The following is a 24,019-nucleotide window of genomic DNA, read 5'->3' on the forward strand; positions in this document are numbered from 1 at the left end:
CGGTTTCATGTGCGACAAATAGACCGGACTCCGATGTATTTTCCGCTTTTTGAACCGCGTTACACATACGCAACATTTCCCGCGCACCGATTCGTGTGACGCAAGCGCCGTCGCGTGTCGGAGAAATCCTGCGCGTGTGTGGGTGGCCGACGCTCGCGTGCGCGCCGCACAGTGCACAGACGAAAGTGGCGAATCGAGACGACGCAACGCGCGTCGAAAGATGCCGCAGATTCGCTGCGTCGCGGCGGCTCGACATGCGTGCACGATTCGTCGGACGACGTCGTCAGACGGATCGGTTGAGCGTCCGGCTGTTTATCGTTGTCGTGTCGATCCGGCGCGGCGAGCGCCCGTAGCAGTTGTGAAACATTCCGCAACACGCCGTCCGCACGCGACGGCCGCTGAGCGAAGCGGGCCGGGATGCGGGCCCGCTGGTTTGAATATTGCTGTAGTGGGAGGACGTAATGCTCGACACAGCGAGGAACCGCTCATGACGTGATCGATCCAGTGCAACGGGACGCCGGTAGTACGACGATTCGCGCGGCCCGGACCGCGCGGACGAGGTGGCGCGCTCGCCCCGCAACATCGCCGCGTGTCGAGCGCGTGCGAGTACGCGATGCGCCGCCCGAATACATGCTTCGCGCCACGTGCAGGATCGCCAGGCGCGCAGTGGCTAAACGAGGACAACGATGAAGAAGATCTTGCTTGTGTTCGGGACCCGGCCGGAGGCCATCAAGATGGCGCCGCTGGTGCGCGCATTGAAGGCGCAAGCGGATGTCGACGCCCGCGTATGCGTGACCGCGCAGCATCGCGAAATGCTCGACCAGGTGCTGACGCTGTTCGACATCAAGCCCGACTACGATCTCAACCTGATGCGGCAAAGCCAGACGCTGACCGACGTGACGACCGGCATTCTCCAGGCGATCGGCATGGTCTTCGACGAACTGCGGCCGGACGTCGTGCTGGTGCACGGCGATACGACGACCACGCTCGCGGTCAGCCTCGCGGCGTTCTATCGCTATCTGCCGGTCGGGCACGTGGAGGCCGGCTTGCGCAGCGGCGACATCTGGTCGCCGTGGCCGGAGGAACTGAATCGCCGCGTGACGGATGCGGTGTCGTCCTGGCATTTCGCCCCGACCGGGCAGGCGCGTGACAACCTGCTGAGCGAAGGCGTGCCGGGCGGCGCGGTCTCGCTGACCGGCAATACCGTGATCGACGCGTTGCACGAGGTCAAGCGCATGCTGGATCGCACTGCCGCGCTGTCGGACAAGGTCGCCGCGTACTTCCCGTTTCTCGAACCGTCGCGACGCGTCGTGCTGATCACCGGCCATCGCCGCGAAAGTTTCGGCGAACCGTTCCGGCATTTCTGCGACGCCCTGTGCACGCTGGCGAACCGCTATCGCGATGCGCAGTTCGTCTATCCGCTGCACCTGAATCCGAACGTGAGGGAACCGGCGCGCGCGCGGCTCGGCGACGTCCCCAATATCTACCTGATCGAGCCGCAGGAATATCTTTCGTTCGTCTTCCTGATGTCGCGCGCTTATTTCATCATCACGGATTCGGGCGGCATTCAGGAAGAAGGGCCGGCGCTCGGCAAGCCGGTGCTGGTCACGCGCGAGACGACCGAGCGGCCCGAGGCGATTCAGGCCGGCACCGCGCGGCTCGTCGGCACCGATCAGGACAGGATCGTATGGGAGGCGTCGCGTTTGTTCGACAGCGAGAGCGCTTACGAGGAAATGTCGCGCGCGAGCAATCCGTACGGTGACGGCCATGCGAGCGAGCGGATCGTTCACGCGCTGATGCGCACGCCCGGCGTGCCGACGAAGACGACGAGTTTCTCGATGGGCGCTGCGGAAATGCCGTTCAACGCGCTCACGCTCGGGTTGCAGGCATTGCGGTCGCCGTGAGGAAGGGCGCGCGGTAGCGCCTTCCGGCGCGTTCGACGCAGGCGTCAAGCATCCGGTCCGGCCGCGAGGTCGGCCGGATGCTTGCCTGTGCGCGACCCGGAACCCATTTTCCCGATGCATTCAAAAGTGTTTTCGCGGGAAGCCTCTTTCGCGAAACGGCGCCGCGCACGGATACTTCAGCGGATATCCCACCCGCATCTTCCGGAAATCGCATCGGCGCGAGGAAATCCGATGCGGGTTCCTTGCACTTGCAGGCGGTCGCCGAGCGCCGGTCGCGTGTCACACCCTGCCATTCCCCATGACTCAATCCACTCATCAAGCCTCGTTGCCGGCCCGCTATCGCGCGTGGACCTGGCAAGGCAGCGAGCATCCCGCGCAGTTGCGTCTCGAACAACGGGAAACGCCGGGACTGAAACCCGGCCAGGTGCTGGTCCGCAATCACGCGATCGGCCTCAATCCGGTCGACTGGAAAGTGCTCGGCGGCGCGCTCGTGAACTGGCGCCCCGGGCATGTGCCCGGCGTCGATGGCGCGGGCACGGTGGTCGCGGTCGCGGACGACGCGATGCGCCACCTGCTGGGCCGCCGCGTCGCCTATCATCAGGCGCTCGGCGAGCACGGGAGTTTCGCGGAATACACACCAGTTGCGGCCGGCGTGCTGCTGACGGTGCCCGACACGCTCGATTTCGAAACGGCGGCGAGCGTTCCGTGCCCGGCGCTGACCGCATGGCAGGCGCTCGAGAAGGTGCCGTGCCGTGCGGCGAGGGAAATCCTCGTGAGCGGCGCAGGCGGCGCGGTCGGCAACTATCTGGTGCAGATCGCCGCCGCTCGCGGGTTCGTGGTGTCGGTATCGAGCCACGAACGACATTGGGAGCGCCTGCGCGAGCGCGGGGCAAGCCATTGCCTGCCGCGTCCCGTCGATGCAACGATCGGCGCGATGCCCGAACTGGCCCGGCGTTTCTATGCGGTGTTCGACAGCGTCGATGCGCGGCATGCGGCCTGCTGGGCACCTGCCGTGGCCGCGAACGGGCATATCGTGTGCATCCAGGGGCGCTTCGACACGCCGCCGCTACCGCCGTTCACGTCGAGCGCGTCGCTTCATGAAGTCGCGCTGAATGCGTTGCACACCTATGGCGACGATGCGGCGTGGCTCGAGACGACCGCGGCGGGCAGCATGCTGCTCGCCGGTATCGCGAACGGCCGGATGCAACCCGAAGCACGCGTCACCGGCGACTTCGGGAAGTTGCCGGCGCAACTGGAAGGGCTGCGGGAGCGGCGGTTCTCGGGTAAGCCTGTGGTGCTGGTCGACTGACGGAAGCGGTCGGCGCGTGGCGCGATCGGCCGGCGACGCATGCCGTGTCCGGCCGAATTCCCGTGCCGTTTGCCTGAAACGCTCGAACCGCGCCGATCCGACATCAAATCCGAAATGGCTCGATAATGCGGACGGCGATTCATGCGGACGAGCGGCTGGCTGGAATGGCGTCGAAAGGTTGCGCGGGCAACCGGCCGACGGCATCGTTCGCAGCATCCGCCCGGCCGTGCCTGCACGCGACACGGTCGACGAAACGGCGCCACGCCTGCCTGGTCGTTCGGAATGTGCGCCGCGCCGTTCGAATCCCCACTCGATGCCTGCCCGGCGGGCATCGCAACCAGGAGGTGAACGATGATCACGCTGACCGTCAACGGTAGCGAGCAGCACTTCGACGGCAATCCCGACATGCCGTTGCTCTGGTATCTGCGCGATGTGCTCGGCCACACCGGCACCAAGTTCGGCTGCGGGATGGCGCTGTGCGGTGCGTGCACCGTGCATCTCGACGGCGTGGCGATCCGCGCGTGCATCACGCCCGTCGCGGCGGCGTCGGGCAAGCGCGTGACGACGATCGAGGGGCTGTCGACGGACCTCACGCACCCGCTGCAGCAGGCGTGGCAGGAACTGAACGTCGCGCAATGCGGTTACTGCCAGTCCGGGCAGATCATGCAGGCCGCGTCGCTGCTGAAGACCAATCCCCATCCGACCGACGCCGACATCGACGATGCGATGTCCGGCAACATCTGCCGCTGCGGCACCTATACGCGCATTCGTGCCGCGATCCGGCTGGCCGTGCGCCGCGGAGGTGCCGCATGAGCGCGCCCGAACTCTCCGTCCACAACGAAAGCCGCCGCGCGTTGCTGCTCGGCTTCGCGTCCGGCGGGCTGCTGCTCGCGTTCGGCGTGCCGTCGCTCGCTCGGGCGGCCGCGCCGGTGCAGCCGCCCGTCAGCGCGAATCCGCAGTATGGCGGCGCCGGGATGCCGCACGGCTTGCGCGACGATCCGAACCTGTTCGTTGCGATCGCACCGGACGGCACCGTCACGGTGACCTGCATCCGCTCCGAGATGGGGCAGGGCGTGCGCACGAGCGTGGCGCTCGTGGTGGCCGACGAACTGGGCGCGGACTGGGCGCGCGTGAAGGTCGCGCAAGCGGTCGGCGACGAGCCGCGCTACGGCAACCAGAACACCGACGGGTCGCGCAGCCTGCGCCAGAGCTTCGCTGCGCTGCGCCGTGCCGGGGCGGCCGCGCGCACGATGCTCGCGCAGGCAGCCGCCGGCGAATGGGGCGTCGACGTGCGCCAGGTGAAGGTGACGGTGCACGAGGTCGTCGACTCGAAGAGCGGGCGCAAGCTCGGCTTCGGCGAACTGGCCGCGAAGGCGGCCGCGCTGCCGGTGCCCGATACGAAAAGCGTGCCGTTGAAGGCGCCGGCCGAATTCCGCTATATCGGCAAGGGCAAGACGGCGCTGATCGACGGACGCGACATCGTCGGCGGCCGGGCGCAGTACGGAATCGATACGCGGCTCGACGGCATGCTGTATGCGGTCGTCGCGCGGCCGCCGGCCTACGGCGATACGGTGGCGTCGTTCGACGCGTCGGCCGCCGGGAAGCTGCCGGGCGTCGTCAAGGTCGTGCAACTGGCGGCGACGCCGCTGCCATCCGGCTTCCAGCCGCTCGGCGGCGTGGCCGTCATCGCGCGCGATACGTGGACGGCCATCCAGGCGCGCGCGCAGTTGAAGATCGACTGGAAGCACGGACCCAACGCGGGCTACGACTCGACCGAATATCGCAAGACGCTCGAAGCGGCTGCCGCGCAGCCGGGCGACGTGATCCGCAACGACGGCGACGTGGCGGCCGCACTCGCCGGCGCCGCGAAACGCGTACGCGCGACCTACTACGTCCCGCATCTCGCGCACGCGACGATGGAGCCGCCCGCGGCCGTCGCGCGCGTGGCCGACGGCCGCTGCGAGGTATGGACCTGCACGCAGGCGCCGCAGACCACGCGCGACGAGCTCGCGAAGGCGCTCGGCTTGCCGGCGGAGCGCGTGACGGTCAACGTGACGCTGCTGGGCGGCGGCTTCGGCCGCAAGTCGAAGCCCGACTACGTGGTGGAAGCCGCGCTGCTGTCGAAGGCGGTCGGCGCGCCCGTGAAGCTGACCTTCACGCGCGAGGACGACATCGCGCACGACTACTTCCACGCGGTGTCGCTCGAAGCGTTCGACGGCGGGATCGATGCATCGGGGAAGGTGGTCGCGTGGCAGCATCGCACGGTCGCGCCGTCGATCCAGTCGACGTTCCGGGCCGGCGTCGTGCACGAGCAGCCGGGCGAGCTCGCGCAAGGCATCGCGGATCTGCCGTTCGCGATTCCGAACGTGCGGCTCGAGAATCCGGCCGCGGAAGCGCACACGAGGATCGGCTGGTTCCGCTCGGTGTACAACATCCCGCATGCGTTCGGCATCCAGAGTTTCGTGTCGGAGCTTGCGCACGCGGCCGGCCGCGATCCGAAGGATTTCCTGCTCGAGCTGATCGGGCCCGCTCGGCGTTTCGAGCCGCACATCACGGTGAAGAACGTGAACTACGGCGAGGATCCCGCGCTGTATCCGGTCGATACGGGGCGGCTGCGACGCGTGGTCGAGACGGTCGCGCGCGAAGCCGGCTGGGGCCGCAAGCTGCCGAACGGGCATGGGCTCGGGATCGCCGCGCATCGCAGCTTCGTGTCGTACACGGCCGCGGTGTGCGAGGTGCAGGTCGACGCGGACGGCAAGATCTCGGTGCCGCGCGTCGACATCGCGATCGACTGCGGGCCGCAGGTCAATCCGGAACGGGTGCGCTCGCAGCTCGAGGGCGCGGTGGTGATGGGGCTCGGCATTGCGCTGCACGGCGAGATCACGTTCAAGGACGGCCACCCGGAGCAGAGCAACTTCAACGGCTTCCAGGTGTTGAGAATGAACGAGGCGCCGCGTGAAATCCGCGTGCATCTGGTGGCGCCCGACGACTTCGCGACGCCGCTCGGCGGGGTCGGTGAACCGGGCCTGCCGCCCGTCGCGCCGGCGCTGACCAACGCGATCTTCGCGGCGACCGGCACGCGCATCCGCAGCCTGCCGGTGGCCGATCAGCTCGCGAAACCGCAGGCTGGTTGACGCAACCTCTGTCCCGCGCCGGGCCGCATCGTGCGGCCCGGTTTGCATCGACCCCTTGAACAAGGAGTGTGACGTGGCCTCATCCGATGTCAGTGTGAAGCAGACGGTTTCCCCCGCCGAATGGGAGGCGCGCGTCAACCTGGCGGCCGCGTATCGCCTCACCGCGCTGTTCGGCTGGGACGATCTCGTGTTCACCCATATTTCCGCGCGCGTGCCCGGCCCGGAGCACCACTTCCTGATCAACCCGTACGGGATGATGTTCGACGAGATCACGGCGTCGTCGCTGGTCAAGGTGGATCTCGACGGCCGCAAGGTGTCCGAATCGCCGTACGAGATCAACCCGGCCGGCTTCACGATCCACAGCGCGGTGCATGCGGCCCGCGACGATGCCCAATGCGTGATGCATACGCATTCGATCAACGGTGTGGCCGTCTCGGCGCAGGAAGCGGGCTTGCTGCCGCTGTCGCAGCAGTCGCTCGGCGTGCTCGCGTCGCTCGGCTATCACGACTACGAGGGCATCGCGCTCGACGAGGGCGAGAAGGCGCGCCTCGTGCGCGACCTCGGCAGCAATACGAACCTGATGCTGCGCAATCACGGGCTGCTGACCGTCGGTGCGACGCCGGCCGATGCGTTCGTCGCGATGTACTTCTTCGAAGCGGCCTGCATGATCCAGGTCCGCGCGCAGGCGGGCGGCTCGGCGCTGCTGCCGATCGCGCAGCCGATTCTCGACGGCATCAAACAGCAGATCGCCGCGGTCACGCGCGGGATGGGCGCCGGGGCGCTCGTCTGGCCCGGGCTGCTGCGCCGGCTCGATCGGCGCGATCCCGGCTACGCGGACTAGCGTGTTCGTCGTTGTCGTTTTCGAACGACCGTGCTAAATTCCTGCCAGCACTTGGAGCCACGCAACCCTTCATTCGGCTGACACGGCCGGCACCCCGGGAGGCAGCACGATGAGCCTGTTGATGTCGCGACGCGATCTCGCGTTCCTGCTGTACGACTGGCTCGACGCCGAAGCGCTCGTCGCGCTGCCGCGTTACGCGGAGCATAGTCGCGAGACCTTCGACGCGGTGCTCGACACCAGCGAACGGATCGCCGAAGACCTGTTCGCGCCGCATGCGGCGCGCGGCGATCGCGACGAGCCGCGGTTCGACGGCGAACGCGTGACGCTGATCCCGGAAGTCGAACCGGCCGGGCGCGCGTTCGCGGACGCCGGGCTGATCGCCGCGGGGCATGACGAAGCGCTCGGCGGCATGTGCTTGCCGAAGCTGGTCGAAGCCGCGTCGTTCCTGTTCTTCCAGGCCGCGAACATCGCGACGGCCGCGTATCCGTTCCTGACCGTCGCCAATGCGAACCTGCTCGTCGCGCACGGCAGCGCCGCGCAGATCGACGCGTTCGCGCGCCCCGAGCTGGAAGGGCGTTTCCTCGGCACGATGTGCCTGTCCGAGCCGCAAGCCGGCTCGTCGCTGTCCGACATCGCGACGCGCGCCGATTTCGAATGCGATTCGCCGCTCGGCCCACGCTACCGGCTGACCGGCAACAAGATGTGGATATCCGGCGGCGAGCACGAGCTGGCGGAGAACATCGTCCACCTCGTGCTCGCGAAGATTCCCGACGAACATGGTCGGTTGCAACCCGGCACGCGCGGCATCTCGCTGTTCATCGTGCCGAAGTTCCTGACGGGCGCCGATGGCGATGCGAACGGCGAGCACAACGACGTCGTGCTCGCCGGGCTGAACCACAAGATGGGCTATCGCGGCACGACCAACTGCCTGCTGAATTTCGGCGAAGGGACGCGTTACCGTCCGGCAGGGCGTGCGGGCGCGATCGGTTATCTGGTCGGCCAGCCGAATCATGGGCTGGCCTACATGTTCCACATGATGAACGAGGCGCGCATCGGCGTCGGCGCGGGTGCGGTGGCGCTCGGCTACACGGGTTATCTGCACGCGCTCGACTACGCGCGCAACCGTCCGCAAGGGCGCCCGCTCGGGCCGGCCGGCAAGGATGCGGCCGCGCCGCAGGCGCCGATCGTCGATCATCCGGACGTGCGGCGCATGCTGCTCGCGCAGAAGGCGTACGTCGAAGGCGGGCTCGCGTTGATCCTGTACTGCGCGAAACTTGTCGACGAAGCGCGCGCGCACGACGATGCGGCGGTGCGCGCCGATGCCGCGCGCCTGCTCGACATCCTGACGCCGATCGCGAAAAGCTGGCCGTCGCAGTGGTGCGTTGCCGCGAACGATCTCGCGATCCAGGTGCACGGCGGTTACGGCTATACGCGCGACTACGCGGTCGAACGGCTCTATCGCGACAACCGCCTGAATCCGATTCACGAAGGCACGCACGGCATCCAGGCGCTCGATCTGCTGGGCCGCAAGGTGAGCCAGGACGACGGCGCGTCGCTGCGCGCGCTCGATGCACGGATCGGCGCGACCGTCGAGCGTGCGCGAGCGCTGGATGCCGGCATGCGCGAGCAGGCCGAGGCATTGGCCCGGCGCTGGGCGCGGCTGGGCGACGTGACACGCCAGTTGAGCGCGATCGGCGATCCGCAGACGCGGCTCGCGAACGCGAGCGTGTATCTCGAAGCGTTCGGCCATCTCGTCGTCGCCTGGCTGTGGCTCGACGTGACGCTCGCCGCGCACGGACACGACGGCGATTTCCACGACGGCAAGCGCGCGGCGGCCCGCTACTTCTTCCGCTGGGAACTGCCGAAGGTGGATGCACAGCTCGACCTGCTGTCGAGCGTCGACACGACCACCCTCGACATGCGCGACGCGTGGTTCTGAACGTGGCTTCAACGACATTCCGGAATATCGACGAGCGCGCGGATGCCGACGGCCATCGCGCGCGCGTCGTGAACCGGCCGCGCGGGGGCGCCCGCAGACCGTACCGATGCCCGGCCACACCGGGCAAGGAGAGAAGCGCATGAAAGCCCTGTTGTGTACCGCATTCGGCCCGATCGACCGCTTGCGTATCGAAGATGTCGCGATTCCCGAACCGGCGGCCGGGCAGGTCCGGATCCAGGTGAAGGCGGCATCGCTCAATTTCCCCGACGCACTGATCGTCCAGGGGCTGTATCAGGTGAAACCGGCGCTGCCGTTCTCGCCGGGCGCCGAGTTTGCCGGCGTGATCGACGCGGTCGGCGATGGCGTCACCGCGTGGCGGCCAGGCGATTCGGTGATGGCGTTCACCGGGCACGGCGGGTTCGCGGAATACTGCGTGGCCGATGCGCACCAGCTCGCCGCGCTACCGCCGGGGATGACGTTCGAGCAGGGCGCGGCGCTCGTGCTCGCGTACGGCACGTCGCTGCACGCGTTGCAGCAGCGTGCGCGCCTGCAGGCGGGCGAGACGCTGCTCGTGCTGGGCGCGGCGGGCGGCGTCGGGATCGCCGCGATCGAGATCGCGAAAGCGCTCGGTGCGCGCGTGATCGCGGCGGCGTCGAGCGCGGACAAGCTCGCGCTGTGCCGTGAAGCCGGCGCCGACGAGACGATCGACTATGCGACCGAAGACCTGCGCCGCCGCGTCGACGAGCTGACCGGCGGGCGCGGCGCCGACGTCGTCTACGATCCGGTGGGCGGCGCGTACAGCGAAGCGGCGCTGCGTGCGACCGCGTGGCGCGGGCGGTTCCTCGTGGTCGGTTTCGCGGCCGGCGAGATCCCGAAGATCGCGCTGAACCTCGCGCTGCTGAAGGAGCGCGACATTCTCGGCGTGTTCTGGGGCGATGCGGTGCGGCGCGACCCGGCGCAGCATGCCGCGAACATGCGGCTGCTCGCCGAATGGTTCGCGGCCGGCAAGGTGCGGCCCGCGATCACCGAGCGCGTGTCGCTGGCCGGCGCGGCCGACGCGATCGCGCGGATGGCGAACCGGCAGGTGAAGGGCAAGGTCGTGATTTTTCCGGACGCGTGATCCGGTTTCGCCGCGCGGCGACGCCATGCAGGCCGCGCGGCCGCTTCTTCATGACGGCGAAGGGCGGCGCGACCCGCTGCCACCACGCCGGACTATGCAGGCGAGCACGCGGTGCCGCGCGGCGCTGAAACGAACGCCGCCCGTCCTGCGTCAGCGGCTTCAGTCCTTCGGCAGGCGCAGCGTCTCGAGCGCATGCTGCGAAAACTCGACCCAGAACCGCTCGTTCGCGATGCCGGCCTGCAGCACCAGATGCTGCAGCCGCTTCGTGCGTGAATCGCCGGCCGCCGGAGCGCCGGCCGCCGGAGCGCCGGCCGCCGGATCGCCGGCCGCCGGATCGCCGGCCGTCGCAAAGTCGCGCGCCTCGATCTGCAGATACAGATCCAGCTTTTCCTGATGAAGCGCGATGCGCCGCCGGATCTCGTGCTCGAGGCCGGCCGGCCCGAGCACGGCTTCCGCGCGCAGACGCACCATCAGCGCCTCGCGCAGCGGCGTCGGATCTTCCGGTTCGGCGATCCAGCGGCGCAATTCCTTCTTGCCGGCCGGCAGGATCCGGTACGCGCGCTTGCGGCCGCGACCGGACTCGGCGGGCAGCGATTCGATCCAGCCCATTTCCTCGAGACGCCCGAGTTCGCGATAGATCTGCTGGTGCGTCGCCTGCCAGAAGTAGCCGATCGAGCGATCGAAACGGTCGGCGAGCTCGGACCCCGAACCGGGGCGTTCGGCGAGGGCGGTGAGAAGCGCGTGCGGCAGGGACATGTCGGATCGAGGCAGCGGCGGAATGAACCGCATCTTGCCATATCGGGGCCGTAGCACAAATGGCGAACGCATGTTTATGCAACATGTTGCATAAACAAAGGCGGCGGGCTACCATCAATGCAACTTGTTGCATAAACATGGAGACACCCGATGGCTTCCCGTTATCCGCATTTGACGACTCCGCTCGAACTCGGCTTCACGTCGCTCAGGAACCGCGTGTTGATGGGGTCGATGCACGTCGGCCTGGAGGAAGCGCCGAACGGCTTCGAGCGGATGGCCGCGTTCTATGCGGAGCGCGCGCGCGGCGAGGCTGGCCTGATCGTCACGGGCGGCTTCGCGCCGAACGAGCGCGGCCGTCCGGCGCCCGGCGGCGCGATGCTGACGACCGAAGCGGACGCCGAACGGCATCGCGTCGTGACGCGCGCGGTGCAGGCGGAGGGCGGCCGCATCGCGTTGCAGATCCTGCATTTCGGGCGTTATGCGTATCACCCGGCGCTCGCGGCGCCGAGCGCGCTGAAGGCGCCGATCAACCCGTTCACGCCGCATGCGTTGACGAGCGACGAGGTCGACGAGACGATCGCCGATTTCGTGCGATGCGCGGCGCTCGCGCAGCATGCGGGCTACGACGGGGTCGAGATCATGGGCTCCGAGGGCTACCTGATCAACGAATTCATCGCCGCGCGCACGAACCATCGCGACGATGCGTGGGGCGGCGCGTACGACAACCGCATCCGCTTCGCGGTCGAGATCGTGCGGCGCGTGCGCGAGCGTGTGGGTGCGAACTTCATCGTCATCTATCGGCTGTCGATGCTCGATCTCGTCGAAGGCGGCTCCACGCTCGACGAGGTGATCCGGCTCGCGCGGGCGATCGAGGCGGCCGGCGCGACGATCCTCAATACCGGCATCGGTTGGCACGAGGCGCGCATCCCGACCATCGCGACCAAGGTGCCGCGCGCCGCGTATGCGTGGGTGACGCGGCAACTGATGGGCAAGGTCGGCATTCCGCTCGTCGCGACCAACCGGATCAATACGCCGGAAGTCGCCGAGCAACTGCTCGCCGACGGCTATTGCGACATGGTGTCGATGGCGCGGCCGTTCCTCGCCGATGCCGAATTCGTCCGCAAGGCGCGGGAAGGGCGCGCGGACGAAATCAACACGTGCATCGGCTGCAACCAGGCGTGCCTCGACCATACGTTCAGCGGCAGGATCACGTCGTGTCTCGTGAATCCACGTGCGTGTCATGAAACCGAGCTCGTGATCGCGCCCGCGCCGCGCCGCAAGCGGATCGCGGTGGTCGGCGCCGGGCCGGCGGGCCTTGGCTTCGCGGTCACGGCGGCCGAGCGCGGTCACGCGGTCACGCTGTACGAAGCGGGCGCCGAGATCGGCGGTCAGTTCAATCTCGCGAGGAAGGTGCCCGGCAAGGAGGAGTTCAACGAGACGCTGCGCTATTTCCGCCGGCAGATCGAACTGCGCGGCATCGCGCTGCACGTCGATACGCGTGCGACGGCCGAGATGCTGTTGCAGGGTGAATTCGACGAAGTGGTGATCGCGACCGGCGTCGTGCCCCGCACGCCGCCGATCGACGGTGCCGGTCATCCGAAGGCGCTCGGCTATCTCGACGTGCTGCGCGACGACAAGGCCGTCGGCAACTCCGTCGCGATCGTCGGCGCGGGCGGTATCGGCTTCGACGTCGCGGAATATCTCGTTCATCGCGATCGCGGCGAGCATGGCGACGCGGACCGGTTCTTCAGCGAATGGGGCGTCGATCGATCGTATGCGAATGCCGGCGGGCTGGGCGCCGCGCGGCCCGAACCGGCCGCGCGGGAAGTGCACCTGCTGCAGCGCAAGGCGTCGAAAGTCGGCGACGGGCTCGGCAAGACCACCGGCTGGATTCATCGCACGGCGCTGAAGGCGCGCGGCGTGGGGATGTCGTCGTCGGTCACGTACCGGCGCATCGACGATGACGGCTTTCACGTGACGATCGACGGCGTCGAACGGACGCTGCCGGTGGACAACGTGGTGATCTGCGCGGGGCAGGAGCCGTCGCGCGAGCTGGCGGAACAGCTGCAGGCAGCCGGATGCCGCGTGCATCTGATCGGCGGCGCATACGAGGCCGCCGAACTCGATGCGAAGCGCGCGATTCACCAGGGCACGACGCTGGCCGCGACCCTTTGATACCGATTCGTTTCTTCCCCCGTCCAACAACGTTACTGGAGATTGCGATGACGCACCCGCCGCTGAATGTTCATCCCGCCGTCGCGAAATCGCTCGACGCGTGGCACGCGATGGTCGAACGCAAGGATTTCGGCGCGCTGGAATCGATCGTCCATCCGGACGCCGTGTTCCGTTCGCCGATGGCGTTCAAGCCGTACGGGCCGGCGCCCGCGTTGCTGATGGCGCTGCGCACGGTGATCACGATCCTCGACAACTTCACGTATCACCGCCAGTTCGTGACCGACGACGGCAAGAGCGTCGTGCTGGAGTTCGGTGCGACCGTCGGCGACAAGGCGCTGAAGGGGATCGACATGATCCGCTTCGACGACGACGGCCGGATCGTCGAATTCGAGGTCATGGTCCGGCCGTTCAATGCGCTGCAGGCGCTCGGCGCGGAAATGGGCGCGCGGCTCGGGCAGCAGTTGCCGGCATTCAAGACCGGCGGTTGAGCGGTGCGGCGGCTGCCGTGCAGCCCGGTCCGCCGCCGCATGTCGTCACGCCCGCGCGAGCCGCTCGACGAACCAGTCGCACGCGAACGCGGTGCGCTCGGATGCGTGGTTGTAGATCGTATGCTCGCCGTCCGGCCAGACCCTGAGCGTCGCGTCGCCGGACGTCGCCGCATCGAGAAACGGCTGCTGATCGTCGAGCCGGATCAGCGGGTCCGCGCCGCCATGCAGCACCAGCAGCGGGCATGCGATGCGGTCGCGTTCGGACGAAAAACGCATGCGCGCGAAGTTCGCCGACACCGCCTCGGGATCGTCGTTGCCGAGCATCGCCGCCGCCTGTTCGACGAACGTGCGGAACGGCAGCAGCGTGGGTGCCGCGAGCGCGCCGTTTACGCAACAGGCCGCGATCCGTGCGTCGGATGCGGCGGTCGACGCCGCCCACAACCCGCCGATGCTGTTGCCCCAGATACCGATCGGCCCGGGCACGCGCCCGGCGACGTGATCGACGAAGCGTCGGTACGCGGCGCGCGAGTCGACGTCGACGAAGACCCGCTGTTCGAGCCGCGTCTCGCCCTGGCCGGGCCCTTCGGCAAGCAGCGTCGCGACGCCGCGCGCGGCGAGCGCGCGGGCGATCGGCCAGTACGCGAAGCCCCAGCCGCTCTGGCCGCCGAACACGATCACGGTGCCGCGGATGGGCTCCGTCGGCGGATGAACCAGCCAGCCGATCAGGCGCGCATCGCCGAACGGCACTTCGACGCGTTCGATCCGTTTGTCGGACCAGCGCGCGAGGCCGTACGACGCGTCGACGAGCCGCGCATACAGCGCGCGCTTGCGCGGCACGTCGTGGTTGAACGCCATCTGCGCGAACAACAGGGCGGCGATGGCCATTGCCTGCGCGTCGGCGGCCGTGACGAGGTGGCCGGCGTCCGCCGCCTGGGTGGCGCGCGCGAGCTGCGCGTCCGCCAGCGCTTCGGCCGCGACGTCCCATGGTTCGCCGGCCGACGTGCGTGCGTGCAGCGCCACGGCGTCCGCGTAGTCCATTCCGCAATCGAGCAGGCGCGTGACGGGCATCGCGCGTTGCAGCGACAGCGCGAACGGTGACAGTTCGGTCGTCATGCGTGCGTCTCCTTCACGAAACGTGGGCGGTTGGGGCCGACACCGCGGCCGGCGTGGTGGAACGGGGCGACCAGTGCAGCGTGTCGCGCAGGGCGTCGACGAGTGCGCCGAGGCCGCGCAGGTCGGCCACCGAACCGAACACGATGAAATCGGGCCGCTTGATGTACGCGGCGATGCCGTGCGCCTGCAGGAACGCGTGCTGTTCGCCGTCGACGTCGATCACCGCATCCGGCGCGCAGACGTCATCGGCCAGCACGGCAACGTGGCAACCGAGTTGCGCGAGGAACGCGCGCTGCGCGTCGTCGAGATGGCGGGCGGGGTGCTCGCGCGTGACGAGCTGAAAACCCTGGCCGACCACGTCGTCGAAGCGGCCTTCGGCCGCGCCGCGGCGGACGCGCCCTTGCGGCGCCGGCGCGCCGGTCGTCGGCAGCAGCGTACCGTCGGCTTCGGCGTGCACGATGCCGTGCTCGAGCTTCGGGAACGGCGGCATCGGCGGCATGGCACCGGAGCGGAACGCCGCGTCGCGCTCGGCGACCTTGCGCGGATCGTCCTCGTTGACGATCTGCCCGAGGAACAGCGACATCTGCGTGATCGCGCTCACGTGCGGGCGGCGCTCGGCTTCGTAGGTGTCGAGCAGATCGGCATGCGCGCGCCCGGTCAGCACGAGATCCAGCTTCCATGCGAGGTTGATGCCGTCGCGCATGCCGGAGCACGCGCCTTGTCCCATGTACGGCATCATCGTGTGCGCGGCGTCGCCGGCGAGCAGCACGCGGCCGGCGCGCCAGCGTTCGGCCATGCGCGTTTCGAACGTGTAGACGACGTGGCGCAGCAGCGTCAGGTCGTCCGGTCCGTAACCGTAGTGATCGTCGAGCCACTTCCAGCCGGCCGCTTCGGTTTCCCAGTCGGCCGTCGATTCGTTCGGCAGCACGCGCAGCTCGAAACGCGTGCGCTTCGTGCCGATCGGCATGTGCATGTACGCGCGGGCCGGGTCGCAGTAGATCGTCGTGCGCGCGCAGCCATCGCCGAGATCGCGCTTGTTCTCCGAGTCGAGATTGAGCCAGCGCTCGTTGTAGCCGAAATCGGACCGCTCGATGCCGAGCGTGCGGCGCACGAAGCTGTTCGCGCCGTCCGCGCCGATCAGGTAGCGTGCGCGGATCGTGCGCGGCTGGCCGGTCCATTGCGCGTCCTGGCCGCCGCGCCACGGATGCGCGGTGAGCGTCACGCCGTCGTCGTCCTGTTGCAGCGTGTCGACTTCCCAGCCGCGCAGGATCGTCACGTTGCGGAACGTGCTCGCGCGTGCATCGATCGCATCCTCGATATCGGGCTGGTAGATCGAGATGTGCGCGGGATAGCCGCACGCGCGGCCGGTCCAGTTCAGTTCGAGCAGCAGGTCGCCGTTCGCGTCGCGGTAGTGGTAGGTGTCGACCGCCTTCGCGTTGCGCAGCGCGTGATCGACGTCGGCGCTGGCCTGCACGATCCGCGCGGTTTCGCCGTCGATGTGCGTGAGGCGCGGCAGGCCGTACGGCGTCGGCCAGCGTTCGAGGACGATCACGCGATGGCCGGCGCGGCCGAGCATCGATGCGGCGACGAGGCCGGTCGGGCCGTAGCCGACGATCGCGACGTCACAGGGTTCGACGGTGCGCTCGCCGTGCGCGCTCGATTCGGTATGCATGCGGGTTGTCTCCATGACGGTTTCGTTTGTTGGTTTGTCGTGTGTTCGCGCTCAGCGTAGCGTCGAGCCGGGCAGGTTGCCGTCGAACGCATCCTGCAGCAGCGCGCGCAGGCCGTCGCGTTCGATCGGGCGCGGGTTCCAGTACGGATTCGCGGCCGCGAGGTCGGCGGCGCGGTCGAGGTCGGCTTCCCGCATGCCGATCGCCTTCAATGAGATCGGCGCGCCGTTGTCGCGTGCCAGCGCGTAGAGGCCGCGCGCGGCGTCGTCCGTGCCGATCGCGCGGGCGATCCGCTGCATCGCGTCCGGCGCGTGCGCCGCGTTGTATGCGAGCGCATGCGGCAGCACGACCGTGTGGGTCGGTGCGTGCGGCAGATCGAAGCTGCCGCCGAGCGTATGGCAGAGCTTGTGGTGCAGCGCCATGCCGACGTTGCCGAGCACCATCCCGCACAGCCACGCGCCGTAGAGCGCCTGGCCGCGCGCGTCGAGATCGGCCGGGTCGCGGCGCACGCCGGGCAGGCCGCGCGCCAGCGCGCGAATGCCTTCCTCGGCCACGAGGCTCATGACCGGATTCGCGTTGTTCGCGTAGAGCCCTTCCGCCGCATGCGCGATCGCGTTGAGGCCGCTCGTCACCGACAGTTCGACCGGCAGCGTGACCGTGAGCGCGGGATCGTAGATCACCGTCTTCGGCAGCACGCGCGCGTCGTTGCCCGTACGCTTCACGCCGCCTTCGGTGAGACCGTAGATCGGCGTCATTTCGCTGCCGGCGTAGGTCGTCGGGATCGCGAGGATCGGCAGGCCGCTTTCGAGCGCGATGGCCTTGCCGAGGCCGATCGTCGAGCCGCCGCCGATCGCGACCGCGCAATCGGCGTCGCGGGAGCGGGCGAACGCCTGCGCATCGCGGGCGATCTCGATCGGCACGTGCATCGTCGCGCGGTCGTACAGCCCGGCGGCGCGCGCACCGAGCCGCTCGACGATGTGCTCGGCGAGGTCGCGCTGCTCCAGCGTGCACAGCACGATCGCGCGCTGCGCGCCGAGTGCCGGCACTTCGCGTTCGAGATGCGCGAGGCTGCCCGCGCCGAAGATCACGCGGGCGGCGCGCGCCTGGTAGAGGAAGTCCATGTGCTCGTTACTCCGTTGCGTAGTCGACCTGGTGGCGCGCGATGCGCAGTCCGGTCAGCGCGTCGCGCACGCGGGCGTGTTCGGGATGCGTCGCATAGCCGTCGAGCGCTTCGCGCGACTCGAATTCGGCGACGAGGATCAGGTCGCATGCGTAATCGGCCGCGCTGAAATCCGCGCCGATCTCGAGGTGCGTCATGCCCGGAATCCGGCCGCGCAAGCTTTCGAAGGCCGTCTTCACGGTGGTGCGCGCGACGCTGCGTTCGTGGTCGGTTGCGCCGGCAACCTTCCACATCACGACGTGCCGGATCATGCGGCACGCTCCGCGCGATTCAGCACGAAGTCGTAGTCGAGCGTGTAGAACGGCGTGTCCATGCGCGAGCCGTCGGGCGCGATGCCGGGCGCATGCCGGACCCAGTCGGCGACCAGCGTCGAACGCACGCCGAACACCGCATCGGAGTCGAGATAGCGGTCGCCGTCGCGGAACACGTGCGTGATCAGCGTTTCGTAGCCGCGCGCTTCGATCATGAAATGCAGGTGGGCGGGGCGCCACGGATGGCGGCCGAGCGCATCGAGCATCGCGCCGACGGGGCCGTCGTGCGGAATCGGATACGGCTCGGCGAGGATCGAGCGGAACGCATAGCGGCCGTCGGCGCCGCTGCGCAGCCGGCCGCGCGCGCGATGCGTGACCGACCCGTCGTCGCCAGGCAACTGCACGTCGTAGTGGCCGTCCTCGTCGGCTTGCCACACTTCCAGCGACGCATGCGCGACCGGCGTGCCGTCGATGCCGCGTACCTGGCCCGACACGAAGCACGGCTCGCCGCATGCGCCGTTCGCGATGTCGTCGAACATCCCGAATTCGGGGCTGCCGTCGACGTAGAACGGCCCGAACACGGTCGCCTCCGTGCAGCCGGCCGGCTTTGCATGGTTCTGCGCGGTCACGAGCGTCGACAGCCCGAGCACGTCGGACAGCAGGATGAACTCCTGGCGCTTGTCGTCGGTGATGCGGCCGACGGCCGTCAGGAAGCCGATCGCGGCCTGCCACTCGGCCTCGGTGAGCTTCGTTTCGCGGGCGAACGAATGCAGGTGCTGGACGAGGCTCGTCATCACCGTGCGCAGCCGCTCGTCGCGACAGCCGGAGAGCGACGCGATCACGGCCTGCGTGATGGTGTCTTCGTTGAGATTGCGCATTGGGGTTTGTCTCCTGATGTCGTTCGATGGCGCGTTGACGTAACATTAATTCCTCCCCGAATCGTAAAAAAGTGGGTTTGGAGGAGTTTTGTTCTCCGCCAGGTGGAAGAATCGAACGCATGGACAAGTGGACGCAAATCGAGTTTTTCGTACAGGTGGCGGAGCTCGGCAGCCTGTCGAAGGCCGCTGAGCGGCTCGGCATGTCGAGCGCGGCGGCGAGCCGCTGCCTGAACGCGCTGGAAGAGCGGCTGGGCGCGCGGCTCGTCGAGCGGACCACGCGCCGGCTGTGGCTGACCGACGCCGGGCACGAGTACCACCGGCGTTGTGTCGCGATCCTCAACGAGCTGTCGGAAGCGGACGCGGCCGTCAACGAAGCGAGCGTCATTCCGGCCGGTACGCTGCGCGTGACCGCATCGGTGTCGTTCGCGTCGATCTACATCGCGCCCGCGCTGCCCGAATTTCACCGGCGCTACCCGAACCTGAACGTGCAGATCGTCGCGGCGAACCGTTACCCGGATTTCATCGAGGCCGGCATCGACGTGGCGATCCGCACGCGCGAACACGAAGCGGATTCGGGCATCACCGTGCGCAAGCTCGCCGAGACACGGCGCGTGCTGGCCGCGTCGCCCGGGTATCTGGCGAAGCACGGCGCGCCGGCGACGCCCGATGCGCTGGGCGATCACCGGCTGCTCGTCTACAACCTCGCGAACGATCCGTACGTGCTGCATTTCCGCCATGGTGCGAAGAAGCAGTCGGTCACGATCAAGAGCGTGCTCGATGCGAACGAAGGGCAGGTGATCCGCGCGGCGGCGCTCGCCGGGCTCGGCATCCTGATCCAGCCGCTTTACATCATTCACGACGATATCGTCGCCGGGAAGCTGGTGCCGGTGCTGACCGACTGGCAACTGCCCGCGCTCACCGTCAATATCGCGTACCAGAGCCGCCGACACCAGCCGGCGAAGATCCGCGTCTTCACCGAGTTCCTGATCGAGCGTTTCGAACGACTCGGACTCGCGCGCAAATGGAAGGAAGTCGGCCGCTGAGTACCCGCGGGCGCCGCGCCGTCGCGCATTTCTCCGTGTGACGGAGAACTGTTCTCCCGATCGTCGTCTTTTTCGCCGCTGTCGTGCGTTTTACATTGCGTCTCCCCGGGCCGGCGGTGTCCGGCTCGCGATTACACGATAACAATCGGTCTGGAGACGACATGAAATACGCATTGCGACGGGTGCCGTTTGCACTCCTGATCGCTGGAGCCGTGCACGTTCCGGCGTCGGCTGCCGAGAGCGGGCAGATCAGCTATCCGTTCGGCGTCAACACGGTGCTGAACGGTCTGCTGCCGCCGCCCGGCCACACGCAGTACTTCAACTATTCGCTTTACTACACGGCGAACCGCTTTGTCGGACCGGACGGCGGCGGCGCGGTGCCGGGATTTCACCTGAGCGTGGTCGCCGAGACGCCGCGAGTCGTCCACACCTGGGGCGCGACGCTCGGGCCGTTCTCGTTGTCGAGCAGCGCGATCGTGCCGATCGTGCGCCTGCATCTGTCGACGCCGGGCGGCACCGGCAACCGCACGTCGCTGGGCGACGTGATCCTCGAGCCGTTCATGATCGACTACGCGAATGCGTCGCAGACGTTCTTCGCCTTTTTCTCGCCGTCGTTCGCGGTGCCGACCGGCGCGTATGCGGTGAACCGGATCGCGAACCCGGGGCTGAACACCTATGCGTTCCTGCCGTATCTCAGCACGACGTGGTTTCCGGGCCGCGACTGGGAGATTTCGACGACCACGCTGCTGGAGCTGAATTCGCCGAACCACGCGACGCGCTATCACTCGGGCGCGCTCGCCGTGCTCGACTATCTGATCGGCTATTCGCTCGACCGGCGCGTGCAGGTCGGCGTGCAGGGCACGTTCCTGAAGCAGTTCACGGACGATACGCAGGACGGCGTGAAGGTCGGCGCGGACGGCTTTCGCGGGCAAACGGTCGCGATCGGTCCGCAGTTGCGCGTCATGTGGGGGCCGGCGTCGGGCGTGGTCGTGAAGTACCAGCACGAGTTCGCGGTGCGCAACCGGCCGCAGGGCGACAAGCTGTGGGTGCAGTTCAGTTTCCCGCTGTAGACGCGCGGGGAGGGAACCCAGGCTGTCGAAACCCTGACGGATCAAGTTGATATATTGTATCATCTGACGTTTTCGTCGCCGGCCGGCCGGGTTGCCGGGCCGGCCGCGTGCGACGACACCAACGAAGATCGATACGACGTGACGAGAACCGGACATACCCCGGCGCGCGGGGAGCGGCGCCATGCCGCGCCGCGCCGGAACACGGGCGCCTGGCGCGCACGCGCGGCACGCAGTTGCACGACCTTGCTGGGCTGCGCGATGGCCACCACCGGCGCGCTGGCCGCCGAAGCCGCCGCCTCGGCGCAGGACGACCGGCACGCGCTGCCGGCGATCAACGTCACCGCATCGTCCGCGTCGGCCGACCCGCTGACGCAACCGCTCGAAACGGGCTCGCGGCTCGGGCTCGCGAGCCTCGACACGCCCGCGAGCGTCGAAACCGTCACGGCCGATACGATCGAGGCGCGCGGCGATCGCACGGTGCTCGACGCGGTCACGCGCACGGCCGGCTTTGCGAGTGCGATCGCGCCGGGCACCGGCGGCACCGCGCTGAGCGTGCGCGGCTTCAGCGGACAGGAGTCGGTGATGACGCTGCTCGACGGCGTGCGGCTGATGCCGGCGGCCGGCACGATCACGTTTCCGTTCGACACGTGGTCGGTCGCGCGCATCGAGGTGCTGCGCGGCCCGGCATCGGTGCTGTACGGCGAAGGGGCGATCGGCGGGGTCGTGAACGTGGTGCCGAAGCGGCCGCAGCGCACGCGCGAGACGACGCTGCAGGTCGGCGTCGGTCCCGACGGCGCGAAGCGCTTCGCGTTCGATACGACGGGCGCGCTCGGCCCGCGGCTGTCGTACCGCTTTTACGCGAGCGATGCGCGCGCGAACGGTCTCGCCGAGCGGGCCGATACGCATACGACGGCGATCGGCGGCGCGCTGACATTCGACGTGAGCCCGCGGCTTACGCTGACGCTCGACTACGACTACGGGCGCCAGATGCCGGCGACGTACTATGGCGTGCCCGCGCCGAACGGCGTGCTCGATCCGTCGCTGCGCAAGCTGAACTACACGGTCGGCGACGCGACGATTTCCTACTACGACCAATGGACGCGCCTGTCGGCCAGCTACCGGCCCACGGCCGGCGTGACGATCGACAACCAGCTTTACTATCTGACGTCCAACCGCCACTGGCGCAACGCCGAATCGTACGTGCTCGACCCGGCGACCGCGCGCGTCACGCGCGGCGACTATCTCGACATCGGTCACCACCAGCGGCAGATCGGCGACCGGCTCAGCGCACGCTTCGACGGGATGCTGTTCGGCCGGGCGAACCGTTTCGTCGTCGGCACGGAATTCAGCCAGACCACGTTCAGCGGTACCAACAATTCGCCGTACGGCGGCGAAACGACGGTACCCGTGCACGGCTTCGATCCCGGCGTCTTCACGAGCCCCGACCCGACCGTGCCGCAGTTCAGCACGCGCGCGCGGCAGGCCGCGGTATTCGCGGAGAACCGGCTCGAGGTGCTGCCGCGGCTCGCGTGGGTGAGCGGCCTGCGCTACGACCACATCGCGTTCAGCCGCGAGCAGGCGGCGACCGGCGCGGGCTTCGACAAGCGGTTCGCGAACATCGGCTGGCGCACCGGTTTCGTGTTCGACATCGCGCCGACGTTCAGCGCGTATGCGCAGTACACGACGGGCGCGGAGGGCGTCGGCTCGCTCGTGACGCTGTCCGCGTCGCAGATGAACGACCGGCTTGCGACCGGCGCACAGTGGGAAGCCGGGCTCAAGCAGACGCTGCTCGACGGTCGCGCGTACTGGACGGTCGCGGTGTACGACATCACGAAGCGCAACCTGCTCAGCACCGACCCGTTCAATCCGGCGCTGCGCCAGCAGGTCGGCCGGCAGTCGTCGCGCGGCGTCGAGCTGACCGGCGGCGCGCGGTTGCCGCACGGCTGGACGATCGATGCGAACGTCGCGCTGCTGCGTGCGCGCTACGACGCATTCAACCAGACGGTCGGCGGCGCGACGGTGTCGCGGGCCGGCAACGTGCCGTCCGGCGTGCCGCAGCAGACCGCGAACCTGTGGGTCGGCTGGGCGTTCGCCGAGCGCTGGCAAGCGAACGCGGGCGTGCGTTACGTCGGCGCGACCTACGGCGACGACGCGAATCGCGTGCAGGTGCCGTCGTATACGGTGTTCGATGCGTCGCTGCGCTGGCAGCCGACGTCGCGCACCGAACTCGCGCTGTATCTGCGCAATCTCGCGAACCGCACGTACGCGGTGACGACGTCGAACGGCGGCGAGCAATGGCTGCTCGGCCCGTCGCGCTCGGCGGAGCTCGTCGCGACGATGCGCTTCTGAAGCGGCACGACATGCGCTCCATGACCCACATGCTCGACATCGAACGCGTGCGCTGGTCGCCCGGCGGCGCGCCCGACGTCCTCGATGCGGTGACGCTGACGGTCGCCGACGGCGAGTTCGTCGGGCTGGTCGGCCCGAACGGCAGCGGCAAGACGAGCCTGCTGCGCTGCGTGTTCCGCTACGCGCGGCCCGACGCCGGCCGCGTCGCGCTCGACACGCAGGACGTGTGGCGCATGCGGCCGCGTGCGGTCGCGCAGCGCATCGCGGTGCTGCTGCAGGAAACGCCGGACGATTTCGGGCTGACGGTCGACGAACTGGTCGGCATGGGCCGCACGCCGCACAAGCGGCCGTTCGATGCGGAGTCGGCCGACGATCGCCGGATCGTCGACGCCGCGCTGCACGATGTCGGTCTCGTCGAGCGTCGCGCGCAACGTTTCGCGTCGCTGTCGGGCGGCGAGAAGCAGCGCGCGCTGCTGGCCCGCGCGCTCGCGCAGCAGCCCGAACTGCTGTTGCTCGACGAACCGACCAACCATCTCGACCTGCGTCATCAGCTCGAACTGCTCGCGCGCGTGCGCCGCCTCGGCATCGCGACGCTCGCGACGATTCATGACCTCAATCTCGCGGCCGCGTATTGCGACCGGCTCCATGTGCTCGCGCATGGCCGCGTCGTCGCGTCCGGCGCGCCGGACGACGTGCTGACCGAAGCGCTGCTGCGCGACGTGTTCGGCGTTGCCGCGCTCGTCGATCGCCACCCCGTCACGGGCCGGCCGCGCATCACGCCGCTTCATCCGGAATGACC

19 protein-coding genes are annotated in these 24,019 nt (G+C 68.5%); 13 read left to right on the forward strand and 6 right to left on the reverse strand.

Annotated elements, in window-relative coordinates:
- Positions 1–686: 686 nt before the first annotated feature.
- The 7 genes from wecB (at position 687) to KU887_RS07090 (ending at position 10,247) form a co-directional block, all read left to right on the forward strand.
- Positions 687–1,904, forward strand: a complete 1,218-nt coding sequence (gene wecB, locus KU887_RS07060) for a non-hydrolyzing UDP-N-acetylglucosamine 2-epimerase (RefSeq protein ID WP_059721273.1) — start codon at positions 687–689, stop codon at positions 1,902–1,904.
- Between the two features lie 298 nt (positions 1,905–2,202).
- On the forward strand, positions 2,203–3,213 hold the full coding sequence (locus KU887_RS07065; RefSeq protein ID WP_249189084.1) for a zinc-binding dehydrogenase: 1,011 nt from the start codon (positions 2,203–2,205) through the stop codon (positions 3,211–3,213).
- Between the two features lie 351 nt (positions 3,214–3,564).
- A complete protein-coding gene (locus KU887_RS07070; RefSeq protein ID WP_006490528.1) occupies positions 3,565–4,026 on the forward strand; it encodes a (2Fe-2S)-binding protein in 462 nt (153 codons plus the stop codon).
- Complete coding sequence (locus KU887_RS07075) at positions 4,023–6,347, forward strand: xanthine dehydrogenase family protein molybdopterin-binding subunit (RefSeq protein ID WP_006490526.1); 2,325 nt, start codon at positions 4,023–4,025, stop codon at positions 6,345–6,347. The genes KU887_RS07070 and KU887_RS07075 overlap by 4 nt, the downstream gene beginning before the upstream one ends.
- A gap of 73 nt (positions 6,348–6,420) precedes the next feature.
- Positions 6,421–7,188, forward strand: a complete 768-nt coding sequence (locus KU887_RS07080; RefSeq protein WP_006490608.1) for a class II aldolase/adducin family protein — start codon at positions 6,421–6,423, stop codon at positions 7,186–7,188.
- A gap of 109 nt (positions 7,189–7,297) precedes the next feature.
- Complete coding sequence (locus tag KU887_RS07085) at positions 7,298–9,127, forward strand: acyl-CoA dehydrogenase (RefSeq protein ID WP_258255366.1); 1,830 nt, start codon at positions 7,298–7,300, stop codon at positions 9,125–9,127.
- A 139-nt stretch (positions 9,128–9,266) separates the two neighbouring features.
- Positions 9,267–10,247 (forward strand): NADPH:quinone oxidoreductase family protein, encoded by a 981-nt coding sequence (locus KU887_RS07090; protein ID WP_034200742.1) that lies wholly within the window; start codon positions 9,267–9,269, stop codon positions 10,245–10,247.
- 159 nt (positions 10,248–10,406) lie between these two features.
- On the opposite strand, the gene KU887_RS07095 is transcribed toward KU887_RS07090, so the two are convergent.
- Positions 10,407–11,003, reverse strand: a complete 597-nt coding sequence (locus tag KU887_RS07095) for a PadR family transcriptional regulator (RefSeq protein ID WP_258255367.1) — start codon at positions 11,001–11,003, stop codon at positions 10,407–10,409.
- Between the two features lie 150 nt (positions 11,004–11,153).
- On the opposite strand from KU887_RS07095, the gene KU887_RS07100 reads away from it, so the two are divergent.
- Both KU887_RS07100 and KU887_RS07105 read left to right on the forward strand, forming a co-directional pair.
- The gene (locus KU887_RS07100) at positions 11,154–13,178 is read left to right on the forward strand and encodes an FAD-dependent oxidoreductase (RefSeq protein WP_069351975.1); all 2,025 of its coding nucleotides are present in this window, start codon (positions 11,154–11,156) and stop codon (positions 13,176–13,178) included.
- A gap of 47 nt (positions 13,179–13,225) precedes the next feature.
- Positions 13,226–13,666, forward strand: a complete 441-nt coding sequence (locus KU887_RS07105) for a nuclear transport factor 2 family protein (protein WP_006490563.1) — start codon at positions 13,226–13,228, stop codon at positions 13,664–13,666.
- Between the two features lie 45 nt (positions 13,667–13,711).
- On the opposite strand, the gene KU887_RS07110 is transcribed toward KU887_RS07105, so the two are convergent.
- The 5 genes from KU887_RS07110 to KU887_RS07130 are packed head-to-tail and all read right to left on the reverse strand — an operon-like array spanning position 13,712 to position 18,758.
- Positions 13,712–14,779 (reverse strand): alpha/beta hydrolase, encoded by a 1,068-nt coding sequence (locus tag KU887_RS07110; protein ID WP_258255370.1) that lies wholly within the window; start codon positions 14,777–14,779, stop codon positions 13,712–13,714.
- Between the two features lie 13 nt (positions 14,780–14,792).
- Positions 14,793–16,466, reverse strand: coding sequence for a bifunctional 3-(3-hydroxy-phenyl)propionate/3-hydroxycinnamic acid hydroxylase (locus KU887_RS07115; RefSeq protein WP_230878160.1), 1,674 nt, complete (start codon positions 16,464–16,466; stop codon positions 14,793–14,795).
- Between the two features lie 36 nt (positions 16,467–16,502).
- Positions 16,503–17,570 carry a maleylacetate reductase gene (locus KU887_RS07120; RefSeq protein ID WP_258255371.1) on the reverse strand — a complete coding sequence of 356 codons (1,068 nt, stop codon included), beginning with the start codon at positions 17,568–17,570 and terminating at the stop codon, positions 16,503–16,505.
- Positions 17,571–17,577: 7 nt separating this feature from the next.
- The gene (locus tag KU887_RS07125; protein WP_006492128.1) at positions 17,578–17,880 is read right to left on the reverse strand and encodes a Dabb family protein; all 303 of its coding nucleotides are present in this window, start codon (positions 17,878–17,880) and stop codon (positions 17,578–17,580) included.
- Entirely contained in the window at positions 17,877–18,758 is an 882-nt protein-coding gene (locus KU887_RS07130; RefSeq protein ID WP_006490560.1) for an intradiol ring-cleavage dioxygenase, read from the reverse strand. Before KU887_RS07130 ends, KU887_RS07125 begins: the two co-directional genes overlap by 4 nt.
- A 119-nt stretch (positions 18,759–18,877) precedes the next feature.
- Between KU887_RS07130 and KU887_RS07135 the strand changes: the two genes are divergently transcribed.
- The 4 genes from KU887_RS07135 (at position 18,878) to KU887_RS07150 (ending at position 24,017) form a co-directional block, all read left to right on the forward strand.
- Positions 18,878–19,801 (forward strand): LysR family transcriptional regulator, encoded by a 924-nt coding sequence (locus KU887_RS07135; protein WP_006490514.1) that lies wholly within the window; start codon positions 18,878–18,880, stop codon positions 19,799–19,801.
- A gap of 161 nt (positions 19,802–19,962) precedes the next feature.
- Positions 19,963–20,871, forward strand: a complete 909-nt coding sequence (locus KU887_RS07140; protein WP_060211650.1) for a transporter — start codon at positions 19,963–19,965, stop codon at positions 20,869–20,871.
- 258 nt (positions 20,872–21,129) lie between these two features.
- Positions 21,130–23,220 carry a TonB-dependent siderophore receptor gene (locus KU887_RS07145; RefSeq protein WP_043205802.1) on the forward strand — a complete coding sequence of 697 codons (2,091 nt, stop codon included), beginning with the start codon at positions 21,130–21,132 and terminating at the stop codon, positions 23,218–23,220.
- An 11-nt stretch (positions 23,221–23,231) separates the two neighbouring features.
- Complete coding sequence (locus KU887_RS07150; RefSeq protein WP_060211652.1) at positions 23,232–24,017, forward strand: ABC transporter ATP-binding protein; 786 nt, start codon at positions 23,232–23,234, stop codon at positions 24,015–24,017.
- The last annotated feature ends 2 nt before the right edge of the window (positions 24,018–24,019 follow it).

The organism is Burkholderia sp. EMB26 (genome assembly GCF_024730645.1).
In the GTDB taxonomy this organism is placed as follows: domain Bacteria; phylum Pseudomonadota; class Gammaproteobacteria; order Burkholderiales; family Burkholderiaceae; genus Burkholderia; species Burkholderia cenocepacia.